Here is a 17,343-nt window from a genome sequence, read left to right on the forward strand (position 1 = left end):
GCTTGTGGCTTTTCGATGAGGACGACGACGAAATCGGCATAGTGCGACGCGCCCGTCGCGCCCCTGCCGGCCGCTGTGCCGATTTCGTCATTTTGCTCCGCGATACGACTCAAGCGTGATGGGCATTTGCGCGGCGATACTGGTTGCCACACCGACACCCCTGTCGGCCGACCGATACGAACGTAGGAGATTTCAGTGAGCCGCAAATCCATTCAATGGACCGGGGTTTTCCCGGCCGTCAGCACCCAGTTCAAGCCGGACTTTTCCCTCGACATCGACGCCACGCACCGCGTGGTGAAGAACCTGGTGAACGACGGCGTGTCGGGCCTCGTGGTCTGCGGCACGGTCGGCGAAAACACGTCGCTGTCGACGAGCGAGAAGCTCCAGGTGATCGAGGCTGCGCGCGACGCGGCCGGCGGCAAGATTCCGGTGATCGCCGGTATCGCCGAATTCACGACCGAATTCGCGCGCAACACGGTGCGTGAAGCGCAGCGCGTCGGCGTCGACGGCGTGATGGTGATGCCCGCGCTCGTGTACTCGGCGAAGCCGCATGAAACCGCTGCGCACTTCCGCGCGGTCGCAACCAGCACCGACCTGCCGGTGATGGTCTACAACAACCCGCCGATCTACAAGAACGACGTGACGCCCGACGTGCTGATCGCGCTGCAGGATTGCGAGAACATCGTCTGCTTCAAGGATTCGTCGGGCGATACGCGCCGCTTCATCGACCTGCGCAACGCGGTCGGCGATCGTTTCGTGCTGTTCGCGGGCCTCGACGACGTCGTGGTCGAGAGCATCGCGGTCGGCGCAGAAGGCTGGGTGTCGGGCATGTCGAACGCGTTCCCGAAGGAAGGCGAGACGCTGTTCCGCCTCGCGAAGCAGAAGCGTTTCGACGAAGCGCTCGCGCTGTACCGCTGGTTCATGCCGCTGCTGCACCTCGATGCCCGCCCCGACCTCGTGCAGTGCATCAAGCTGTGCGAAGAGCTGGTCGGCCGCGGCAGCGCGATCACGCGTCCGCCGCGCCTCGCGCTGCAGGGCGACACGCTCGCGGAAGTGAAGGCGATCGTCGCGAAGGCGCTCGAAACGCGCCCGGCACTGCCCGACGTCGGTCTCTGATCGACTCCCCTGCGGCGGCGCGCAGGCTTCCCCTGCTCGCCGCCGTCTCCGGTCCGGCATTGGCCCGCGGGCCCGTTTGCACCGGCGCCAGCCCGCGCCGCGCGTGAACGGGCCGCGTCCCGCCCCGGTCATTCGAACCGGGCGACGCCGGCCGGCAGGCGTGCGCGCTGCTCCGTCGGAGCGCGCGCAGCTCACGCCTGTACCGCCATTCCCCAGGAGACAAGCCCATGCCAGGCCAAGGCAACGCTCAACCGTCTGTCCCGCTTTCCCGTTCCGCGCACCCCGACGCGGGTCACGGCAAGTTCAAGAAACAGCTGTCGCTGACCGATCTCACGTTCATCGGTCTCGGCGCCATCTTCGGTTCGGGGTGGCTGTTCGCCGCGAGTCACGTGTCGACGATCGCGGGCCCGGCCGGCATCTTCTCGTGGCTGCTCGGCGGCTTCGCGGTGCTGCTGCTCGGCATCGTCTACTGCGAACTCGGCGCCGCGCTGCCGCGCGCCGGTGGCGTCGTACGCTATCCGGTGTTCTCGCACGGCCCGCTGCTCGGCTACCTGATGGGCTTCATCACGCTGATCGCCTTTTCAAGCCTGATCGCGATCGAAGTCGTCGCCGCGCGCCAGTATGCGGCCGCGTGGTTTCCAGGCCTGACGGCCGAAGGATCGAGCGACCCGACGACGCTCGGCTGGCTCGTGCAGGCAGCACTTCTCTGCTTCTTCTTTTACCTGAACTATTCGAGCGTGAAGACGTTCGCGAAAGCGAACAACATCATCAGCATCTTCAAGTTCATCGTACCGCTCGCGGTGATCGGCGTGCTGTTCACGTTCTTCAAGCCCGCGAACCTGACCGTGCACGGCTTCGCGCCGTTCGGCATGCCGGGCATCGAGATGGCCGTGTCCGCGGGCGGCATCATCTTCGCGTATCTCGGCCTCACGCCGATCGTGTCGGTCGCGAGCGAGGTGCGCAATCCGCAGCGCACGATCCCGATCGCGCTGATCCTGTCGATCCTGCTGTCCACGCTGATCTACGTGCTGCTGCAGCTCGCGTTCATCGGCAGCATCCCGACCGCCATGCTCGCCGCCGGCTGGCACGACGTCAGCAAGGCGTTCTCGCTGCCGTACCGCGACATCGCGCTCGCGCTCGGCGTCGGCTGGCTCGCGGTGATGGTCGTCGCCGACGCGATGATCTCGCCGAGCGGCTGCGGCAACATCTACATGAACGCGACGCCACGCGTCGTCTACGGCTGGGCGAAGACGGGCACGTTCTTCAAGGTGTTCACGCGTGTCGACGAAGCGTCGGGCATCCCGCGCGCCGGCCTGTGGCTCACGTTCGGCCTCGCGATCTTCTGGACGCTGCCGTTCCCGTCGTGGGAAGCGCTGATCAACATCGTGTCGGCCGCGCTCGTGCTGAGCTATGCGGTCGCGCCGGTCTCGGTCGCCGCGCTGCGCCGCACCGCGCCCGACCTGCCGCGGCCGTTCCGTGCGGTGGCATTCGGCATCACCGGCCCCGCGTCGTTCGTGATCGCCGCGCTGATCGTCTACTGGTCGGGCTGGAGCACGGTGTCCTGGCTGCTGGGCCTGCAGATCGTGATGTTCGTCATCTATCTCGCGTGCCGCCGCTGGGTGCCGACCGCGCACCTGAGCCTCGCCGAACAGGTGCGCTCGTCCGCGTGGCTGATCGCGTTCTATGCCGCGATGATCGTGCTGTCGTATCTCGGCGGCTTCGGCGGCACGGGCCAGCTCGCACATCCGTACGACACGGTCGTCGTCGCGGCCGTCGCGCTCGCCATCTACTACTGGGGCGCCAACACCGGCGTGCGCGCCGACAAGCTGCAGCTCGACGACGACGAGGACTGACGCACTCCCGCCGTTTCCCATGATCCCTGCGGCCGGGCGCACCACGCCCGGCCCCTGCTTTTTTTCCGAGGAAAACCATGCAACTCACAGGTCAACTGCTGATCGGCCAGTCCGCCGTCGCCGGACAGAACGGCACCCTCCACGCGATCGCCGCCGCAACCGGCGAACCGATCGAACCCGCTTTCGGCGGCGCGAGCCTGCGCGACCTGGAGACGGCCTGCGCGCTCGCCGACGACGCGTTCGACCTCTATCGCGAAACGCCGCTCGAAGCGCGCGCCGCGTTTCTCGACGCGATCGGCCGCCACATCATGGCGCTCGGCGACGACCTGATCGAGCGCTGCGTCATCGAAACGGGGTTGCCGCGCGCACGCATCGAAGGCGAACGCGGCCGCACGGTCGGCCAGCTCGCGCTGTTCGCTTCGCTCGTGCGCGACGGCGGCTTTCTCGACGCACGGATCGATCCGGCGCGACCCGAGCGCAAGCCGCTGCCGCGCGTCGACCTGCGCCTGCGCAACGTCGCGGTCGGGCCCGTCGCCGTGTTCGGTGCGTCGAATTTCCCGCTCGCGTTCTCGGTCGCCGGCGGCGACACGGCATCGGCGCTGGCAGCCGGCTGCCCGGTGATCGTCAAGGCCCATTCCGCACATCCGGGCACGTCGGAACTCGTCGGCCGCGCGATCCAGCAGGCCGCGCGCGAATGCGGAATGCCGGCCGGCGTCTTCTCGCTGCTGTTCGACGCCTCGCGCGAGATCGGCCAGGCGCTCGTCGCCGATCCGCGCATCAAGGCTGTCGGCTTCACCGGGTCGCGTCGCGGCGGCGTCGCGCTGATGCATATCGCGGCCGCGCGCCCCGAGCCGATTCCCGTCTATGCGGAAATGAGCTCGATCAATCCCGTGCTGCTGTTTCCCGCCGCGCTCGATGCGCGCCATGACACCATCGCGCCGCAGTTCGTCGCATCGCTCACGCTCGGCGCCGGCCAGTTCTGCACGAACCCCGGCCTGGTGCTCGCCGTCGACGGCCCGGCGCTGCGCGCGTTCGAAGCCGCGTCGGCCGATGCGGTGCGCGCGGCGGCCGCGCAGACGATGCTGACGCCGCATATCCACGCGAGCTATGCGCAAGGCGTCGCGGCGCTACGCGGTCACGATGCGGTCGAGCTGCTGGCGGAAGGCGCGGAAGGCGGCCGCCATCAGGCCCGCGCGGCGCTGTTCGCGACCTCGGCCGACGCGTTCATCGCGCATCCGGAACTGCGCGACGAAGTATTCGGCCCCGCGTCGCTGATCGTCCGCTGCCCGGATGCCGATACGCTGCATCGCGTGCTGAAATCGCTCGAAGGCCAGTTGACGATCGCCGCGCATCTCACCGACGGCGACGCGACGCTGTTCGCCGCGCTGCGCCCAACGCTCGAACGCAAGGCCGGCCGCATTCTCGTCAACGGCTTCGGCACGGGTGTCGAGGTCGGCCACGCGATGGTGCACGGCGGCCCGTTCCCGGCGACCTCCGACACGCGCACGACGTCCGTCGGCGCACGCGCGATCGAGCGCTTCCTGCGCCCCGTGTCGTACCAGGACCTGCCGGACGCGCTGCTGCCGGACGCGATCCGCGACGGCAATCCGCTGCACGTGCCGCAACGCATCGACGGCGTGCCCGCGCCGCGCGAGGTGAACCATGACTGAGCAAACCGCCGAAGTCGTCCTGTCACTCGATGAAGTCCATGCGCTCGCGCTGCGCGTGCTGACGCACAACGGGATGTCCGACGCGCATGCGCGGGCCATTGCCAACGTCATCACGCAGGGCCAGCGCGACGAATGCCATTCGCACGGCGTGTACCGGCTGCTCGTCTGCGTGCGTTCGCTGAAGAAGGGCAAGGTCGATCCGCAAGCTGTGCCGACGCTGCGCAAGCTGTCGTCGTCGATCGTTTCCGTCGACGCGCATCGCGGCTTTTCGCTGCTGAGCTTCGAAACCGGGCTGCCCGTGCTCGTCGAGATGGCGAAGCAGCACGGCATCGCCGCGATGACGATCAATCACTGCTACCACTTCTCGGCGCTGTGGCCCGAGGTCGAGGCGATTGCCGCCGAAGGGCTGGTCGGCATCGCGATGAATCCGAGCCATAGCTGGGTCGCACCGGAAGGCGGCCGCGAACCCGTGTTCGGCACAAACCCGATCGCGTTCGCATGGCCGCGCCCCGGCAGCGAGCCATTCGTGTTCGATTTCGCGACGAGCGCGATCGCGCGCGGCGACATCGAGCTGCACGCGAAGCAAGGCAAGGCGATTCCATCGCACTGGGCGATCGACGCCGACGGCCAGCCGACCACCGACCCGAAGGCTGCGTTGCAGGGCGCGATGCGCACATTCGGCGGCCACAAGGGCTCGGCGCTCGCGGCGATGGTCGAATTGCTCGGCGGCGCGCTGATCGGCGACATGACCAGCCGCGAATCGATGGACTTCGACGAAGGCGTCGGCGCGACGCCGTGCCACGGCGAACTCGTGATCGCGTTCGATCCGAAGGTGTTCCTCGGCGACGATCTCGATGCGGGCCTCGCACGCGGCGAACGGATGTTCGAATCGATCGTCGCGCAGGGTGCGCGGCTGCCGTCGCAACGGCGCTTCGACGCCCGCGCGCGCAGCATCGCGAACGGCGTGCGGGTTCCGAAGGCGCTGTACGACGAGATCCTGACGCTGCTCGACTGACACCCGAGCGCGGGGGCGGCGCGGCTTCGTCATCGACGAGAAGACGACTCCGCCGCCTCCCGAACCGGCCGGGCCGGCCGGGCTGGCCGCTCGCAGCCGCCACGCCCGTCACGCGACCCATGCCCGTCGCCGGCCCCATGGGCGCCACGCCCGCGGCGGCTGTGGGATAATCGCCGGGTTTGCCCAGGGCGCAGCTCAAGAGGTTGTTCGCACGGGCGCGAGAGAGGCCTTTATTCCCCGTGCCTCCACCCTTTTTCGCGATCTTTCTTCAGCAATCACAATGCCCACTTACCGTTCCAAAACCTCCACCGCCGGCCGCAACATGGCAGGTGCGCGCTCGCTGTGGCGCGCCACCGGCATGAAAGACGACGATTTCTCGAAGCCGATCATCGCGGTCGTCAACTCGTTTACGCAGTTCGTGCCCGGGCACGTGCACCTGAAGGATCTCGGCCAGCTCGTCGCGCGCGAGATCGAAGCCGCCGGCGGCGTCGCGAAGGAATTCAACACGATCGCGGTCGACGACGGCATCGCGATGGGCCATGACGGCATGCTGTATTCGCTGCCGAGCCGCGACATCATCGCCGACTCGGTCGAGTACATGGTGAACGCGCACTGCGCGGACGCGATGGTCTGCATCTCGAACTGCGACAAGATCACGCCGGGGATGCTGATGGCCGCGATGCGCCTCAACATCCCGGTGATCTTCGTGTCGGGCGGCCCGATGGAAGCCGGCAAGACGCGCCTCGCGAACCCGGTCACCAAGGCCATCGAAGTGAAGAAGCTCGACCTCGTCGACGCGATGGTGATCGCGGTCGACCCGTCGTATTCCGACGCCGAAGTCGCCGAAGTCGAGCGCTCGGCCTGCCCGACCTGCGGTTCGTGCTCGGGCATGTTCACCGCGAACTCGATGAACTGCCTGACCGAAGCGCTCGGCCTGTCGCTGCCCGGCAACGGCACGGTGGTCGCCACGCACGCCGATCGCGAACAGCTGTTCAAGCGCGCCGGCCGCCGCATCGTCGAACTGACGCGCCAGCACTACGAGCAGGACGACGAACGCGTGCTGCCGCGCTCGGTCGGCTTCGCCGCGTTCGAGAACGCGATGACGCTCGACATCGCGATGGGTGGCTCGACCAACACGATCCTGCACCTGCTGGCGATCGCGCAGGAAGCCGGCATCGACTTCACGATGAAGGACATCGACCGCCTGTCGCGCTCGGTGCCGCAGCTGTGCAAGGTCGCGCCGAACACGAACAAGTACCACATCGAGGACGTACACCGCGCTGGCGGCATCATGGCGATCCTCGGTGAGCTCGAACGCGCCGGCAAGCTGCATACCGACGTGCCGACCGTCCACGCACCGACGCTGAAGGATGCGCTGGACCAGTGGGACATCGTCCGCACGCGGGACGAAGCGGTCCGCACGTTCTATATGGCCGGCCCGGCCGGCATCCCGACGCAGGTTGCATTCAGCCAGAACACGCGCTGGCCGAGCCTCGACCTCGATCGCGCCGAAGGCTGCATCCGCTCGTATGAGCATGCGTTCTCGAAGGAAGGCGGCCTCGCGGTGCTGACGGGCAACATCGCGCTCGACGGCTGCGTGGTGAAGACGGCCGGCGTCGACGAAAGCATCCTCGTGTTCGAAGGCTCGGCGCATGTGACCGAATCGCAGGACGAAGCCGTTGAAAACATCCTGAACGACAAGGTCAAGGCCGGCGACGTGGTGATCGTGCGCTACGAAGGCCCGAAGGGCGGCCCCGGCATGCAGGAAATGCTCTACCCGACCAGCTACATCAAGTCGAAGGGGCTCGGCAAGGCCTGCGCGCTGCTGACGGACGGCCGCTTCTCGGGCGGCACGTCGGGCCTGTCGATCGGCCACTGCTCGCCGGAAGCGGCGGCAGGCGGCGCGATCGGTCTCGTGCGCGACGGCGACAAGATCCGCATCGACATCCCGAACCGCACGATCGACGTGCTGGTGTCGGACGAGGAACTGGCGCGCCGCCGCGAAGAGCAGAACGCGAAGGGCTGGAAGCCGGCGCAGCCGCGTCCGCGCAAGGTGTCCGCCGCGCTGAAGGCCTACGCGAAGCTGGTCATGTCGGCCGACAAGGGCGCCGTGCGCGACCTGTCGCTGCTGGACGACTGACGCAACGGGCCATTGCCGGCAGTCGGTTGCGCGCGACGCAACCGACCGCTCGCCCGATTTAAAAGCCGCTCTCCGGAGCGGCTTTTTTTCGTCCGGCGCTTGGGGGTATCCACAGCGCCGGCGACATCAGTGACGGAAATCTTCGGGGCCGCCACCTCCCCCGCCTCCACCGCCGCCACCACCGTGGTTGCCGCCACCATTTCCGCCACCTTGCGGCCGCGCATAACCGCCGCCGCCCCCGCCCCCCTGGCGCACCGGCGGTGGCATCGGACGCGCCTCGCCACCCGGCGCGGGCGGCGGGCGCAACACGGCCGGCGGCGGGCCGGCCGGACGCGCGTTGCCCGCCCCGCCCGGCATCGGTGAAGGCGCCGGTGCTGCCGGCGGCGGCGTGCGGATCGCACCGTTCCAGCCGCCGCGTGCAGCCGACGGCCGCGCGTCGTGCACGGGCGGGCCGCCCGGTGCAACCTGCATCGGCCCGCCCGGTTGCGGACGGCCTTGTCCCGGCGGCATGCCTCCGGGGCCGAGCCTCGGTTCCGGACGATGCGCCCAGCGATCGCGGTCGTGGTACCACGGGCGGTGCCGGTAATAACGATCCCAGTACGCGGCGATCGCGAATCCCGTCACCGGGACCCCGATGATCGCGCCGTATTCGAGCAACGGCACGTAGCTGCCCTGGTACGGATACTCGAGCAACTGCGCATCGATCCAGCCGCGCACGCCCGGCAGCGCGACGTCGCACCACGAGTAGTCGCTCAGGCAGCCGAATACGTCCAGCGCGGTATCGGGCGGGATCTGCGCGACCACCGGATAATCGGGCGCCGGCCCGGCAAACAGCTCGGCCGGCGAGTTCGTGTAAGCGCTGCTCTGCGCGTCGGCAATACCCGGTGCGGCCGCAAGGCCGGCCAGGACGACGCACAGACTTCGGACAAACGTGTTCCTCATGATGCTCTCCCGCGCGGTGCCGCCGCGCGCCGGTCAATGCCGATCAGTGCCGATGGCCGCCGCCCCAGTGGCCGCCACCCCAACTCCCGCCGCCCCACGGACGATGCCAGTACCCGCCTCGCCCGCCCCAGTATCCGCCGCCCCAACGTCCCCAGAAGCCGATCGTGACGGGCGGCCCGTACCAGCCCGAGTAATACGCGGGGTAGTAATACGGATACGGCGGCGGCACATAGGCCGGTGCGACATACACCGGCGTCTGCGCCTCGACGTAGTCCGGCGTGGCAGGCGCCGTGGAAGGGGCCGGACCGGGCGCGGCCGGTGCAACCGGGACTTCGCGCTGCGTCACCGTGGCGGGCACCGGTGCGTAATAAGGTGCATAACCGTACGGGCTCGTGTAGTAGCAGCCGCCGAGCGTCAGCGCGGCCAGCGCGATGACGGCGGGCCTCGCGGCGGAAATCGGGTTCATCTCGTGCTCCGGCAGAATCCGCGCGCCGCCGCCGGGCGCGCGCCTGACTCTAGCTTACGTCCCCTGCAGATTTCCGCGCGTATGATCGGTTACTTTTTGTTTCCTGCCCCGGACGGTGCAGGCGGGCATGCGGTGTGCTCGCCCGTCCGCGGCGCCCACGTTGAAGTTGGCGCAAATGCCCTCAACTTGAACGATGTCAGGCTGACCGGCGCGGACAGGTGTTCGCGAATGACCGGCGGCCGCCCACCGGCGGACTTCGGCCCGCCCAGACAGGAACGCGGCTCGCGCCGCCATCGACATGACTACGCCACGCCCCACTCCCCGGGCGGACACACCGCTCGATCCGATCATCCAGTTGCTGGCGCTTGCCGGCGAACAGGGTTATCTGACACACGCCGACCTCGTCGACGCGCTGCCGCCTGAAAGCGACAGCCCCGATGCGCTCGACGTCGTGCGCGCCGCGCTCGCCGACATCGGCATCGCCGTGCTCGACGAGCCGGCCGTGCCTGCGCCGTTCGCCGGCACGGCGCCGGTCGACGTCGATCGCGACACGCTCGACGAGGGCCGGGCCATGCTCGGCGACCTCGCACGCGGCACGAGTGCATCGACCGATCCGCTCGCGCTCTACATGCGCCGCATCCAGGCCGTGCCGCTGCTCACGCGCGAAGGCGAAATCGTGCTTGCCCGCGAAATCGAGACGGGTCGCCATCAGGTGCTGCACGCGCTCGCCGGGTCTCCGGCGGCCGTCGACGCGCTGCTTGCGCGTCACGATGCGAAGGGTGCAACGGGTGCGACCGGCGCAACCGGCTCGGCCGATGAAGACGAAGGCGACACGCCCGCCCCCGCCCGCTACGACGATCTGCAGGCCGCTGTGGCGACGTTGCGCGACGCGTTGCACGCGCACGGCGTCCGTTCGGACGCATACCGCGACGCGCGCAACGCCGTGGCCGCCCTGCTCGGTTCGCTTGCGTGGGTTGCACCGGCCGTCGACGACGCCAGCCGCATCGTGCGCGCGCTCGCAACCGCACCGCATGACGCTGTGACGGGAGAAGCCGCCCGCTTCGACGCGGTCGCGCGGCGGGCTCTCGCGGCTGCACTGAGCGATGGCCAGCAGAAGGTGCGCGACGCGACGCGCGCGATGCTCGAGGCGAACCTTCGGCTCGTGCTGTCGATCGCGCGCAAGTACATGAACCGCGGCGTCGACCTGTCCGATCTCGTGCAGGACGGTTGCCTCGGCCTGATGCGGGCGATCGAGAAGTTCGAATACCGTCGCGGGTTCAAGTTCTCGACCTATGCGACCTGGTGGATCCGTCAGGCGATCACGCGTGCGGTTGCCGATCGCGCTCGCACGATCCGCGTGCCCGTGCACGTCGGCGACCAGTACCAGCGCGTACAGCGGCATGCGCTGCGCTTTCGCCAGCGCACGGGCCGCCGGGCGACGCCGGCCGAGCTTGCGGCAGAAATCGGCCTCGCCGAGGACAAGGTGCGCGCGGTGCTCGCGCTGCCGGCCGAGCCCCTTTCGCTCGACACGCCGCTGCCCGACGCGGACACCGGGCTCGTGGAGCTGATCGAGGATCAAACCTCGGCCAGCCCGTTCGAGCAACTGGCCGACACGCGCATGCGCGACTGTGTGCGGTCGCTGCTCCGGTCGGTCACGCCGGCCGAGGCCGACGTGCTGAGCCGGCGGTTCGGCCTCGGCGGCGCCGAGCCCGATACGTACGACGCCATCGCGCTGGACGCGGGCATGTCCCGCGAACGCGTGCGGCAGATCGAGAAACGGGCGCTCGCCGCGCTGCGCACGGCTGCCGAGGCCGAGAACGCGCAGTCGTTCCTCGACGCGTAAGCGCACACGCGACACACGGTCGTGCCCCCAACCGGCACGACCGTGCGCTTCGCGCATGTGCTACGTTTGCCATTGACGTGCATCAAGTTTTCTTCGTCGCGTGTCGCGACAATGGTGAAACGCCGACCGGCGCATCGTTCGCCGTGTCCATTCCGTTTGAGCTTCCCCAGGTCCCTTGCCATGCAGACGACCGCCAGCCAAACGTTCGAGGAAAACCGGCACATCGCGACCTGCCTGCGCGAGGCCGCGCAGCGGCTGGCCGACCAGGGCGCGAATCCTTACCGGGTCGCTGCCTACCGTGCGTCGGCCGAGACGGTCGATGCGCTCGACCGTGATCTCCGCACCGTGTTCGAATCCGGCGGCACCGACGCGCTCGGTGCGCTGCCCGAGATCGGCACGGGCGTCGCACAGGCAATCGCCGAGTTGCTGGTGACCGGCCGCTGGCGGCAGCTCGACCGGCTGTGCGGCGACGCCCAACGCACGTCCGCGTTCGAAGCCGTGCCGGGCATCGGCCACGCGCTCGCGCTGCGCATTCACGACCTGCTGCATATCGATTCGCTCGAGGAACTCGAACGCGCGGCCCGCAATGGCCAGCTCGAAACGATCTCGGGCGTCGGCCCGCGCCGCGCCGCCGGCATCCTCACCGCGCTCGACGACGTGCTGAGCCGCCGCCGGCGCTGGCAGGGTCACATGCAACATGCCGGGCCCGGCACGGAGCCGCCCGTCGAGCTGCTGCTCTACATCGACCGCCAGTACCGCAACAAGGCGGCCGCCGGCGTGCTGCCGACGCTCGCGCAACGGCGCCTGAACGCGGACAGCTATGTGCCACCGCCGGTGGTGATGCACATGACCAAAGGCGGTTGGCATTTCACGGCACTGAGCCTGCATGCCGCGATGCGCACGCCTGAAGCCGGCCGCCCGACGGACTGGGTCTCGCTCTATTTCTACGACGCCGTACAGTGCGAAAGCCAGCGCACCGTTTTCACCGAAACGTACGGATCGCTCGTCGGCAAGCGCATCGTGCGCGGACGCGAGATGGAATGCCGCGTGTATTACGCGGGATGAGTCAGTCGTCGGAGGTTTCGTCGACATCGAACGCCGCATCGAGCACGGACGCAATCTCGCGACATGCGTGGGTGAGCGCGCGTGACCTGCGGCCGGAGTGTTCCACGCCGAGATCGAACCACGCCGATTGCGTGACGTACACGCCGACCGCTCCCCGTTTCGGCACGTCGAACCGGAACGTCACCATATAGTCGCCGTTCCAGCGAACCGGCATCACCATCGTGAGTGTCAGCCCCGTGATCGCGCCGTGGCGAAACCGGAAGCTGTCGTCGCCGACGCGGAACCCCGACCATGCGCCGTCGTTCGACACGAACACGGTCAGCGTTTGGTCAGGTGGCGCGGCCGGCGAGCCATCTGCAGCGGCAAGTTCGGCCAGCGACACCATCGCCGCGCCCGAATCGTCGCGCCCGGTCTCGACGTCCACGAACGCTTCGATCGTCCGCTTCGCGTTGTCGTAGAAACGGCGCGCGACGTCGGGCCGCGCATCGCCGGCAATCAGAACCAGTTGCTTGAATCTTGCATGCTCGCCGTATCGAAGCGGCACATCGGGCGCGTCGCCAGCGTCGTCATCCGGTTCGCCGTCCGGACTATCTGCCGGTACGGCCGGCGTGGCCGGCGCGGCCGTACCGGCCTGCCCGACGCCCCCACGCCGCCGCTTCACCCATGCGGTTCCCCACGTCAGCAGGGTGGTCTGCGCCGCCAGCACGGCAGCCATCGTCGCGCACCCCGCGAGAAACCCGTAATGCGGCCCGACCTTCGATGCCGCATACGCGGCCGGAAGCACATAAAGCACCAGCAATGGCGCAAGCAATATCGACACGCGGCAACCCCGTTGTTTTTCGTTTTCGACTTCCGGCCGGGGCCGGCAGCACCGCCACCCTGCAGCACGCGCATCGCACGGGCGGTCTACGCACCGTCCGCCTTCGCGCGACGCGCCGGACGACGATGTGCGGCGATGCGCAGCAGCTTCTGGAACGACGGACATTCGAGATGGCTTGGCGCCGGGCACACGGCCGCGTGGCGCAGCATATCGCGCACTGCGCCGAGACGGCGGATCGTGCGGTCGAGTTCGTCGGCCTTGCCGTCGAGCTTCGCGCGATCGATCGCGGGCTGGCCGTCCGCGCCGACCATTGCGAGGATGTCGTCGAGCGAAAAACCGGCCTCGCGGCCGAGTGCGATCAGCGCCAGCCGCTCCAGCACCGATTCGTCGTATTGCCTCCTCAACCCGTGCCGGCCGTTGGCGACGATCAGCCCCTTTTCCTCGTAGTAGCGCAGCGTCGACGCGGGCAATCCCGAGCGCCGCGCCACGTCCGCAATGTCCAGACGGCTCATGCTTGACCTCAAGTGAACTTGAAGTTGCAAGATAGTCGCTCGACTTCACGAACACAAGCCTGAAACGCCATGAAACCGCTGAAACCGCTGAAACCGCTGAAACCAACCCGTATTGCACCAGACCGCGCAGCAGCCGTCCGCTTCGGAGGTGTGCGATGAATATGCCCGCTATCGTGCTCGACGTGCTGCTGATTGGCACGGGCGCCACGCTCTTGCTGGACCTGTGGACGCTGTTCCGGCGGCGAGCGTTCGGCACGCCGTCGCTCGACTACGCACTGGTCGGCCGCTGGCTCGGCCACATGCTGCAAGGCCGGTTCCGGCACGTGTCGATCGTCGCCGCGCCGCCCGTGCCGGGCGAGCGTCCTCTCGGCTGGATCGCACACTACGCGATCGGCATTGCGTTCGCGGCGCTGCCCGTCATGATCGCGGGCACCGCATGGATCGCCACGCCGACGCCGCTTCCTGCACTCGTCGCCGGCCTTGTCAGCGTGGTCGCCCCGTTCTTCGTGATGCAGCCGGCGTTCGGCTTCGGCATCGCCGCATCGCGCACGCCGCATCCGGGCGTCGCGCGCCGGCGCAGTCTCACCACGCATCTGTCGTATGGCGTGGGGCTCTATCTCGCGGCGTTCACGCTTGCGGCACTGGGCCGTTGACGGGCATCAGCCGTCGTCGCTTCGTTGCGCCGTTTCCTCGTAATGGTCGAGCGCGTCGAGCAGTTTTCCCGGCTGGCTCATCTCGGCCCGCAGCCGCGCGGCTTTCTCGATATCGGCCGGCGCCGTGAGCTTCGCGCCCTGATCGAGATAGGCCTGTGCGCGCGCGTCGCCGGCTGCGACAGCCAGACCGAAAAGCGCATTCGCGGCGATCGGATCGTGGTCAACGCCGCTGCCCACGTAGTACAGCATGCCCAGCCGGAACAGCGAGTTCCCGACGCCCCCCGCCGCGGCGAGCCGGTACCAGCTCGCCGCTTCGGCGTCGTCCTCGTGCACACCCTGCCCGTTTTCATACATCAGGCCGAGATTGTTCTGCGCGTTCGCGTTGCCCTGTTCCGCGGCGAGCCGATACCACTTGAACGCCTCGGTGTCGCTCTGCTTCACGCCATGCCCGGTGTCGTACAGGTAGCCGAGGCTGTTCTGCGCCTGCGGATCGCCCTGGTCCGCCGAGCGCCGGTACCATTTGGCGGCTTCCGCGAAATCCTGCGGCACGCCGGCGCCGGCGTCGTACATCATCGCCAGGTACAGCTGCCCCCTGGCCAGCCCCTGGTCGGCTGCAAGCCGGTAGAGCCGCACCGCTTCCGTACGATCCCGCGGCACGCCTTCGCCGTCCTCGTACGCGCGGCCGAGATTGCACCATGCATTCGCATTGCCCTGCGCGGCCGCGCGCCGGTACCAGCTCACGGCCTCCGAACGGCTTTGCGTCACGCCGACGCCGGTTTCGTAAAGCGTGCCGAGATTGTTCTGCGAAGATGCATCGCCGTGATCGGCGGCCCGCCTGTACCACTTCGCGGCTTCGACGGGATTCCGCTCGACGCCGTCGCCGTGCTCGTACCTGAGCCCCACGTTGAATTCGCCGTCCACGTCGCCGCGCTGCGCCTTTGCCATCGATGCGTCGAACGTCTCGGGCACATCGTCGTGCGCGAGCCAGACAACGCCGATCCCGAGGATCAGTATCAGTGCGAGCGCGATGAGGATCGCAATGCGGGTCTTCCGGCCGATTCGTCGTGCCTGGGTCATCTCTCAGTGTTCTCTTTTTTATGGTTGCAAACGGTGCGCCCGAACGGCCGCCCGCGTCACTCGCCGCCGCAGTCGATCAGGTTGTGGCGCACACGTCCGAGCAGCCGCACCAGCGTATCGCGCTCGTCGGGCGTGAAGCCGCGCAGCCCGTCGTCGGCGACGGTATCGCCCACTTCCAGCATCTGCGGAAAGATCTCGCGCGCCTTGTCGGTCAGACGGATCACGAACGCGCGTCGGTCGTCGTCGTTCGCGATGCGTTCGATCCAGCCATAGCCTTCCATCCGGTCGAGCAGGCGCGTCAGCGAGATCGGCGTGATCTCGAGCCATTCGGCCAGCCGCGCCTGGTTCATCTCGCCCTTCCACGTCAGGTACGCGAGCACGCGGCTTTGTGCCCGCGTCAGCCCGATGCGCTTCGCGCGCCGGTCGAACAGGCGTCCGTTCAGGCGGGCCACGTCGGCGATCAGGTAGCCGATCCGGTTCTCGTAGGTCTTGTCCATCAGCCGATTATAGGGTCAAGCCGCCAGCAGGCCGCGGCTCGCGCCCTGGCGATAAGCGGCTATATAATAAGCGTGCTTATAATTTGAGCCATACCGGATCGCCGCCCACGGCGACCGCCCCACGGAGACACCCGCTTGAACCCCGCCGCCGACGCCCCCGCCTCGCCCGCCCTGAACCGGCCGATGCTGACCCTGTCGATCATGCTCGCCACACTGATCCAGACCCTCGACAGCACGATCGCGAACGTCGCACTGCCCCACATGCAGGGCACGCTGTCCGCGTCGCAGGACGAAATCACGTGGGTGCTGACCTCCTATATCGTCGCCGCGGCGATCGCGACGCCGCTCACCGGCTGGCTGTCCGACCGGCTGAGCGTCAAGCGGCTGCTGATCGTGTCGATCGCGGGCTTTACGGTTGCATCGGCGCTGTGCGGGCTGTCCGAGACGCTCGTGCAGATCGTCGGCGCGCGGCTGCTGCAGGGCGTATTCGGCGCCGCGCTGGTGCCGCTGTCGCAGTCGATCCTGCTCGACATCAACCCGCGCGAGAAACAAGGCCAGGCGATGGCGATCTGGGGGATGGGCGTGATGGTCGGCCCGATCCTCGGCCCGACGCTCGGCGGCTGGCTCACCGACAGCTACAACTGGCGCTGGGTGTTCTTCATCAACGTGCCGATCGGTGCGTTCGCGCTCGCGGGCGTGATGACCTTCCTGCCGGCGCGCGCGCCGCGCCCGCACGTGAAATTCGATGCGTTCGGCTTCGCGACGCTGGCGCTCGCGATCGGCGCGTTCCAGGCGATGCTCGACCGCGGCGAACAGCTCGACTGGTTCGGGTCATACGAAATCCGCATCGAAGCACTTCTCGCAGCGCTCAGCTTCGCGTTCTTCCTCGTGCATACGGCGACCGTCGGCAAGGCGTCGTTCTTCAAGTCTGAACTGCTGCGCGACCCGAACTTCGCGACGGGCACGCTGTTCATCTTCGTCGTCGGCGCGGTGCTGTATGCGACACGCGCACTGCTGCCGCCGATGCTGCAGAACCTGATGGGCTACCCGGTCGCGACGACGGGCCTCGTCACCGCGCCGAGCGGCGCCGGCACGATGATCGCGATGCTGTTCGTCGGCAGGCTGCTGAAATACGTCGATGCGCGGATGCTGTTGCTCGCCGGGCTGTCGATTTCCGCGCTCGCGCTGTGGCAGATGATGCAGTACACGGTCGTGCTGTCCGAATCGGACATCGTGTGGCCGGGCGTGGTCCAGGGCTTCGGGCTGGGGCTCGTGTTCGTGCCGTTGAGCGCACTGTCGTTTTCGACGCTGCCGCCCGACCTGCGTGCGGACGGCACGGCCACCTACAGTCTGATGCGCAACATCGGCAGCAGTATCGGCATCTCGATCGTGCAGACGCTGATGACGCGCAATACGCAGGTCGCGCACGCCGATCTCGCGACGCACATCACGCCGTTCAACCCGGCCGTGCAGGCGATGGCCGGCAGCCGCCTCGACATCGCGCTGCTCGACCGCACGATCAACCAGCAAGCGACGATGATCGCGTACCTGAACGACTTCAAGCTGATGTTCGTCGCGACGCTGCTGATGATTCCGCTGTTGCTGCTGATCCGCCCGCCGCAGAAAGCGGCGAGCGTCGACGTCGCGCACGCGGCGATGGATTGACGACGCGAC

The 17,343-nt window shown here is 68.1% G+C and carries 15 protein-coding genes; 9 read left to right on the forward strand and 6 right to left on the reverse strand.

The window, feature by feature from the left end; translation table 11 throughout:
- Positions 1-195 precede the first annotated feature (195 nt).
- From KEC55_RS21240 to ilvD, 5 genes are all read left to right on the forward strand, one after another.
- Positions 196-1,116 (forward strand): dihydrodipicolinate synthase family protein, encoded by a 921-nt coding sequence (locus KEC55_RS21240; RefSeq protein ID WP_282510444.1) that lies wholly within the window; start codon positions 196-198, stop codon positions 1,114-1,116.
- A 227-nt stretch (positions 1,117-1,343) separates the two neighbouring features.
- Positions 1,344-2,969 (forward strand): APC family permease, encoded by a 1,626-nt coding sequence (locus KEC55_RS21245; protein WP_176045141.1) that lies wholly within the window; start codon positions 1,344-1,346, stop codon positions 2,967-2,969.
- A gap of 77 nt (positions 2,970-3,046) precedes the next feature.
- A complete protein-coding gene (locus KEC55_RS21250) occupies positions 3,047-4,639 on the forward strand; it encodes an aldehyde dehydrogenase (NADP(+)) (RefSeq protein ID WP_282510447.1) in 1,593 nt (530 codons plus the stop codon).
- The gene (locus KEC55_RS21255; RefSeq protein ID WP_282510449.1) at positions 4,632-5,654 is read left to right on the forward strand and encodes an Ldh family oxidoreductase; all 1,023 of its coding nucleotides are present in this window, start codon (positions 4,632-4,634) and stop codon (positions 5,652-5,654) included. The genes KEC55_RS21250 and KEC55_RS21255 overlap by 8 nt, the downstream gene beginning before the upstream one ends.
- Before the next feature lie 280 nt (positions 5,655-5,934).
- On the forward strand, positions 5,935-7,794 hold the full coding sequence (ilvD, locus tag KEC55_RS21260; RefSeq protein WP_282510451.1) for a dihydroxy-acid dehydratase: 1,860 nt from the start codon (positions 5,935-5,937) through the stop codon (positions 7,792-7,794).
- Between the two features lie 126 nt (positions 7,795-7,920).
- Here ilvD and KEC55_RS21265 read toward each other — a convergent pair whose 3' ends face one another.
- Positions 7,921-8,736 (reverse strand): SH3 domain-containing protein, encoded by an 816-nt coding sequence (locus KEC55_RS21265; protein ID WP_282510453.1) that lies wholly within the window; start codon positions 8,734-8,736, stop codon positions 7,921-7,923.
- Between the two features lie 43 nt (positions 8,737-8,779).
- Positions 8,780-9,202, reverse strand: a complete 423-nt coding sequence (locus KEC55_RS21270) for a hypothetical protein (protein WP_282510455.1) — start codon at positions 9,200-9,202, stop codon at positions 8,780-8,782.
- A 298-nt stretch (positions 9,203-9,500) separates the two neighbouring features.
- On the opposite strand from KEC55_RS21270, the gene KEC55_RS21275 reads away from it, so the two are divergent.
- Both KEC55_RS21275 and KEC55_RS21280 read left to right on the forward strand, forming a co-directional pair.
- Positions 9,501-11,045: a sigma-70 family RNA polymerase sigma factor gene (locus tag KEC55_RS21275; protein WP_282510460.1), complete on the forward strand. Its 1,545-nt coding sequence runs from the start codon at positions 9,501-9,503 to the stop codon at positions 11,043-11,045.
- A 180-nt stretch (positions 11,046-11,225) separates the two neighbouring features.
- Positions 11,226-12,110 carry a helix-hairpin-helix domain-containing protein gene (locus KEC55_RS21280; protein WP_282510462.1) on the forward strand — a complete coding sequence of 295 codons (885 nt, stop codon included), beginning with the start codon at positions 11,226-11,228 and terminating at the stop codon, positions 12,108-12,110.
- Position 12,111: 1 nt separating this feature from the next.
- On the opposite strand, the gene KEC55_RS21285 is transcribed toward KEC55_RS21280, so the two are convergent.
- Together KEC55_RS21285 and KEC55_RS21290 are read right to left on the reverse strand one after the other, a co-directional pair.
- Positions 12,112-12,930: a hypothetical protein gene (locus tag KEC55_RS21285; protein ID WP_282510464.1), complete on the reverse strand. Its 819-nt coding sequence runs from the start codon at positions 12,928-12,930 to the stop codon at positions 12,112-12,114.
- Positions 12,931-13,016: 86 nt separating this feature from the next.
- A complete protein-coding gene (locus KEC55_RS21290) occupies positions 13,017-13,442 on the reverse strand; it encodes a helix-turn-helix domain-containing protein (RefSeq protein WP_282510466.1) in 426 nt (141 codons plus the stop codon).
- A 155-nt stretch (positions 13,443-13,597) separates the two neighbouring features.
- On the opposite strand from KEC55_RS21290, the gene KEC55_RS21295 reads away from it, so the two are divergent.
- Positions 13,598-14,095, forward strand: coding sequence for a DUF2938 domain-containing protein (locus KEC55_RS21295; RefSeq protein ID WP_282510467.1), 498 nt, complete (start codon positions 13,598-13,600; stop codon positions 14,093-14,095).
- Positions 14,096-14,101: 6 nt separating this feature from the next.
- On the opposite strand, the gene KEC55_RS21300 is transcribed toward KEC55_RS21295, so the two are convergent.
- Together KEC55_RS21300 and KEC55_RS21305 are read right to left on the reverse strand one after the other, a co-directional pair.
- A complete protein-coding gene (locus KEC55_RS21300) occupies positions 14,102-15,172 on the reverse strand; it encodes a tetratricopeptide repeat protein (RefSeq protein WP_282510468.1) in 1,071 nt (356 codons plus the stop codon).
- Between the two features lie 56 nt (positions 15,173-15,228).
- On the reverse strand, positions 15,229-15,669 hold the full coding sequence (locus KEC55_RS21305; RefSeq protein ID WP_176045129.1) for a MarR family winged helix-turn-helix transcriptional regulator: 441 nt from the start codon (positions 15,667-15,669) through the stop codon (positions 15,229-15,231).
- A gap of 135 nt (positions 15,670-15,804) precedes the next feature.
- Here KEC55_RS21305 and KEC55_RS21310 point away from each other — a divergent pair, with 135 nt between their 5' ends.
- Complete coding sequence (locus tag KEC55_RS21310) at positions 15,805-17,334, forward strand: DHA2 family efflux MFS transporter permease subunit (protein ID WP_176045128.1); 1,530 nt, start codon at positions 15,805-15,807, stop codon at positions 17,332-17,334.
- The last annotated feature ends 9 nt before the right edge of the window (positions 17,335-17,343 follow it).

Origin of the sequence: Burkholderia cepacia, from assembly GCF_029962485.1 — a bacterium.
GTDB lineage: Bacteria > Pseudomonadota > Gammaproteobacteria > Burkholderiales > Burkholderiaceae > Burkholderia.

Excerpts from the sequence above, each read along its gene's own strand:
- KEC55_RS21255 (WP_282510449.1), top strand. The coding sequence starts at position 4,632 with ATGACTGAGCAAACCGCCGAAGTCGTCCTGTCACTCGATGAAGTCCAT.
- KEC55_RS21300 (WP_282510468.1), bottom strand. The coding sequence starts at position 15,172 with ATGACCCAGGCACGACGAATCGGCCGGAAGACCCGCATTGCGATCCTC.
- KEC55_RS21280 (WP_282510462.1), top strand. The coding sequence starts at position 11,226 with ATGCAGACGACCGCCAGCCAAACGTTCGAGGAAAACCGGCACATCGCG.
- KEC55_RS21275 (WP_282510460.1), top strand. The coding sequence starts at position 9,501 with ATGACTACGCCACGCCCCACTCCCCGGGCGGACACACCGCTCGATCCG.
- KEC55_RS21270 (WP_282510455.1), bottom strand. The coding sequence starts at position 9,202 with ATGAACCCGATTTCCGCCGCGAGGCCCGCCGTCATCGCGCTGGCCGCG.
- KEC55_RS21290 (WP_282510466.1), bottom strand. The coding sequence starts at position 13,442 with ATGAGCCGTCTGGACATTGCGGACGTGGCGCGGCGCTCGGGATTGCCC.
- ilvD (WP_282510451.1), top strand. The coding sequence starts at position 5,935 with ATGCCCACTTACCGTTCCAAAACCTCCACCGCCGGCCGCAACATGGCA.
- KEC55_RS21250 (WP_282510447.1), top strand. The coding sequence starts at position 3,047 with ATGCAACTCACAGGTCAACTGCTGATCGGCCAGTCCGCCGTCGCCGGA.
- KEC55_RS21245 (WP_176045141.1), top strand. The coding sequence starts at position 1,344 with ATGCCAGGCCAAGGCAACGCTCAACCGTCTGTCCCGCTTTCCCGTTCC.
- KEC55_RS21265 (WP_282510453.1), bottom strand. The coding sequence starts at position 8,736 with ATGAGGAACACGTTTGTCCGAAGTCTGTGCGTCGTCCTGGCCGGCCTT.
- KEC55_RS21305 (WP_176045129.1), bottom strand. The coding sequence starts at position 15,669 with ATGGACAAGACCTACGAGAACCGGATCGGCTACCTGATCGCCGACGTG.
- KEC55_RS21295 (WP_282510467.1), top strand. The coding sequence starts at position 13,598 with ATGAATATGCCCGCTATCGTGCTCGACGTGCTGCTGATTGGCACGGGC.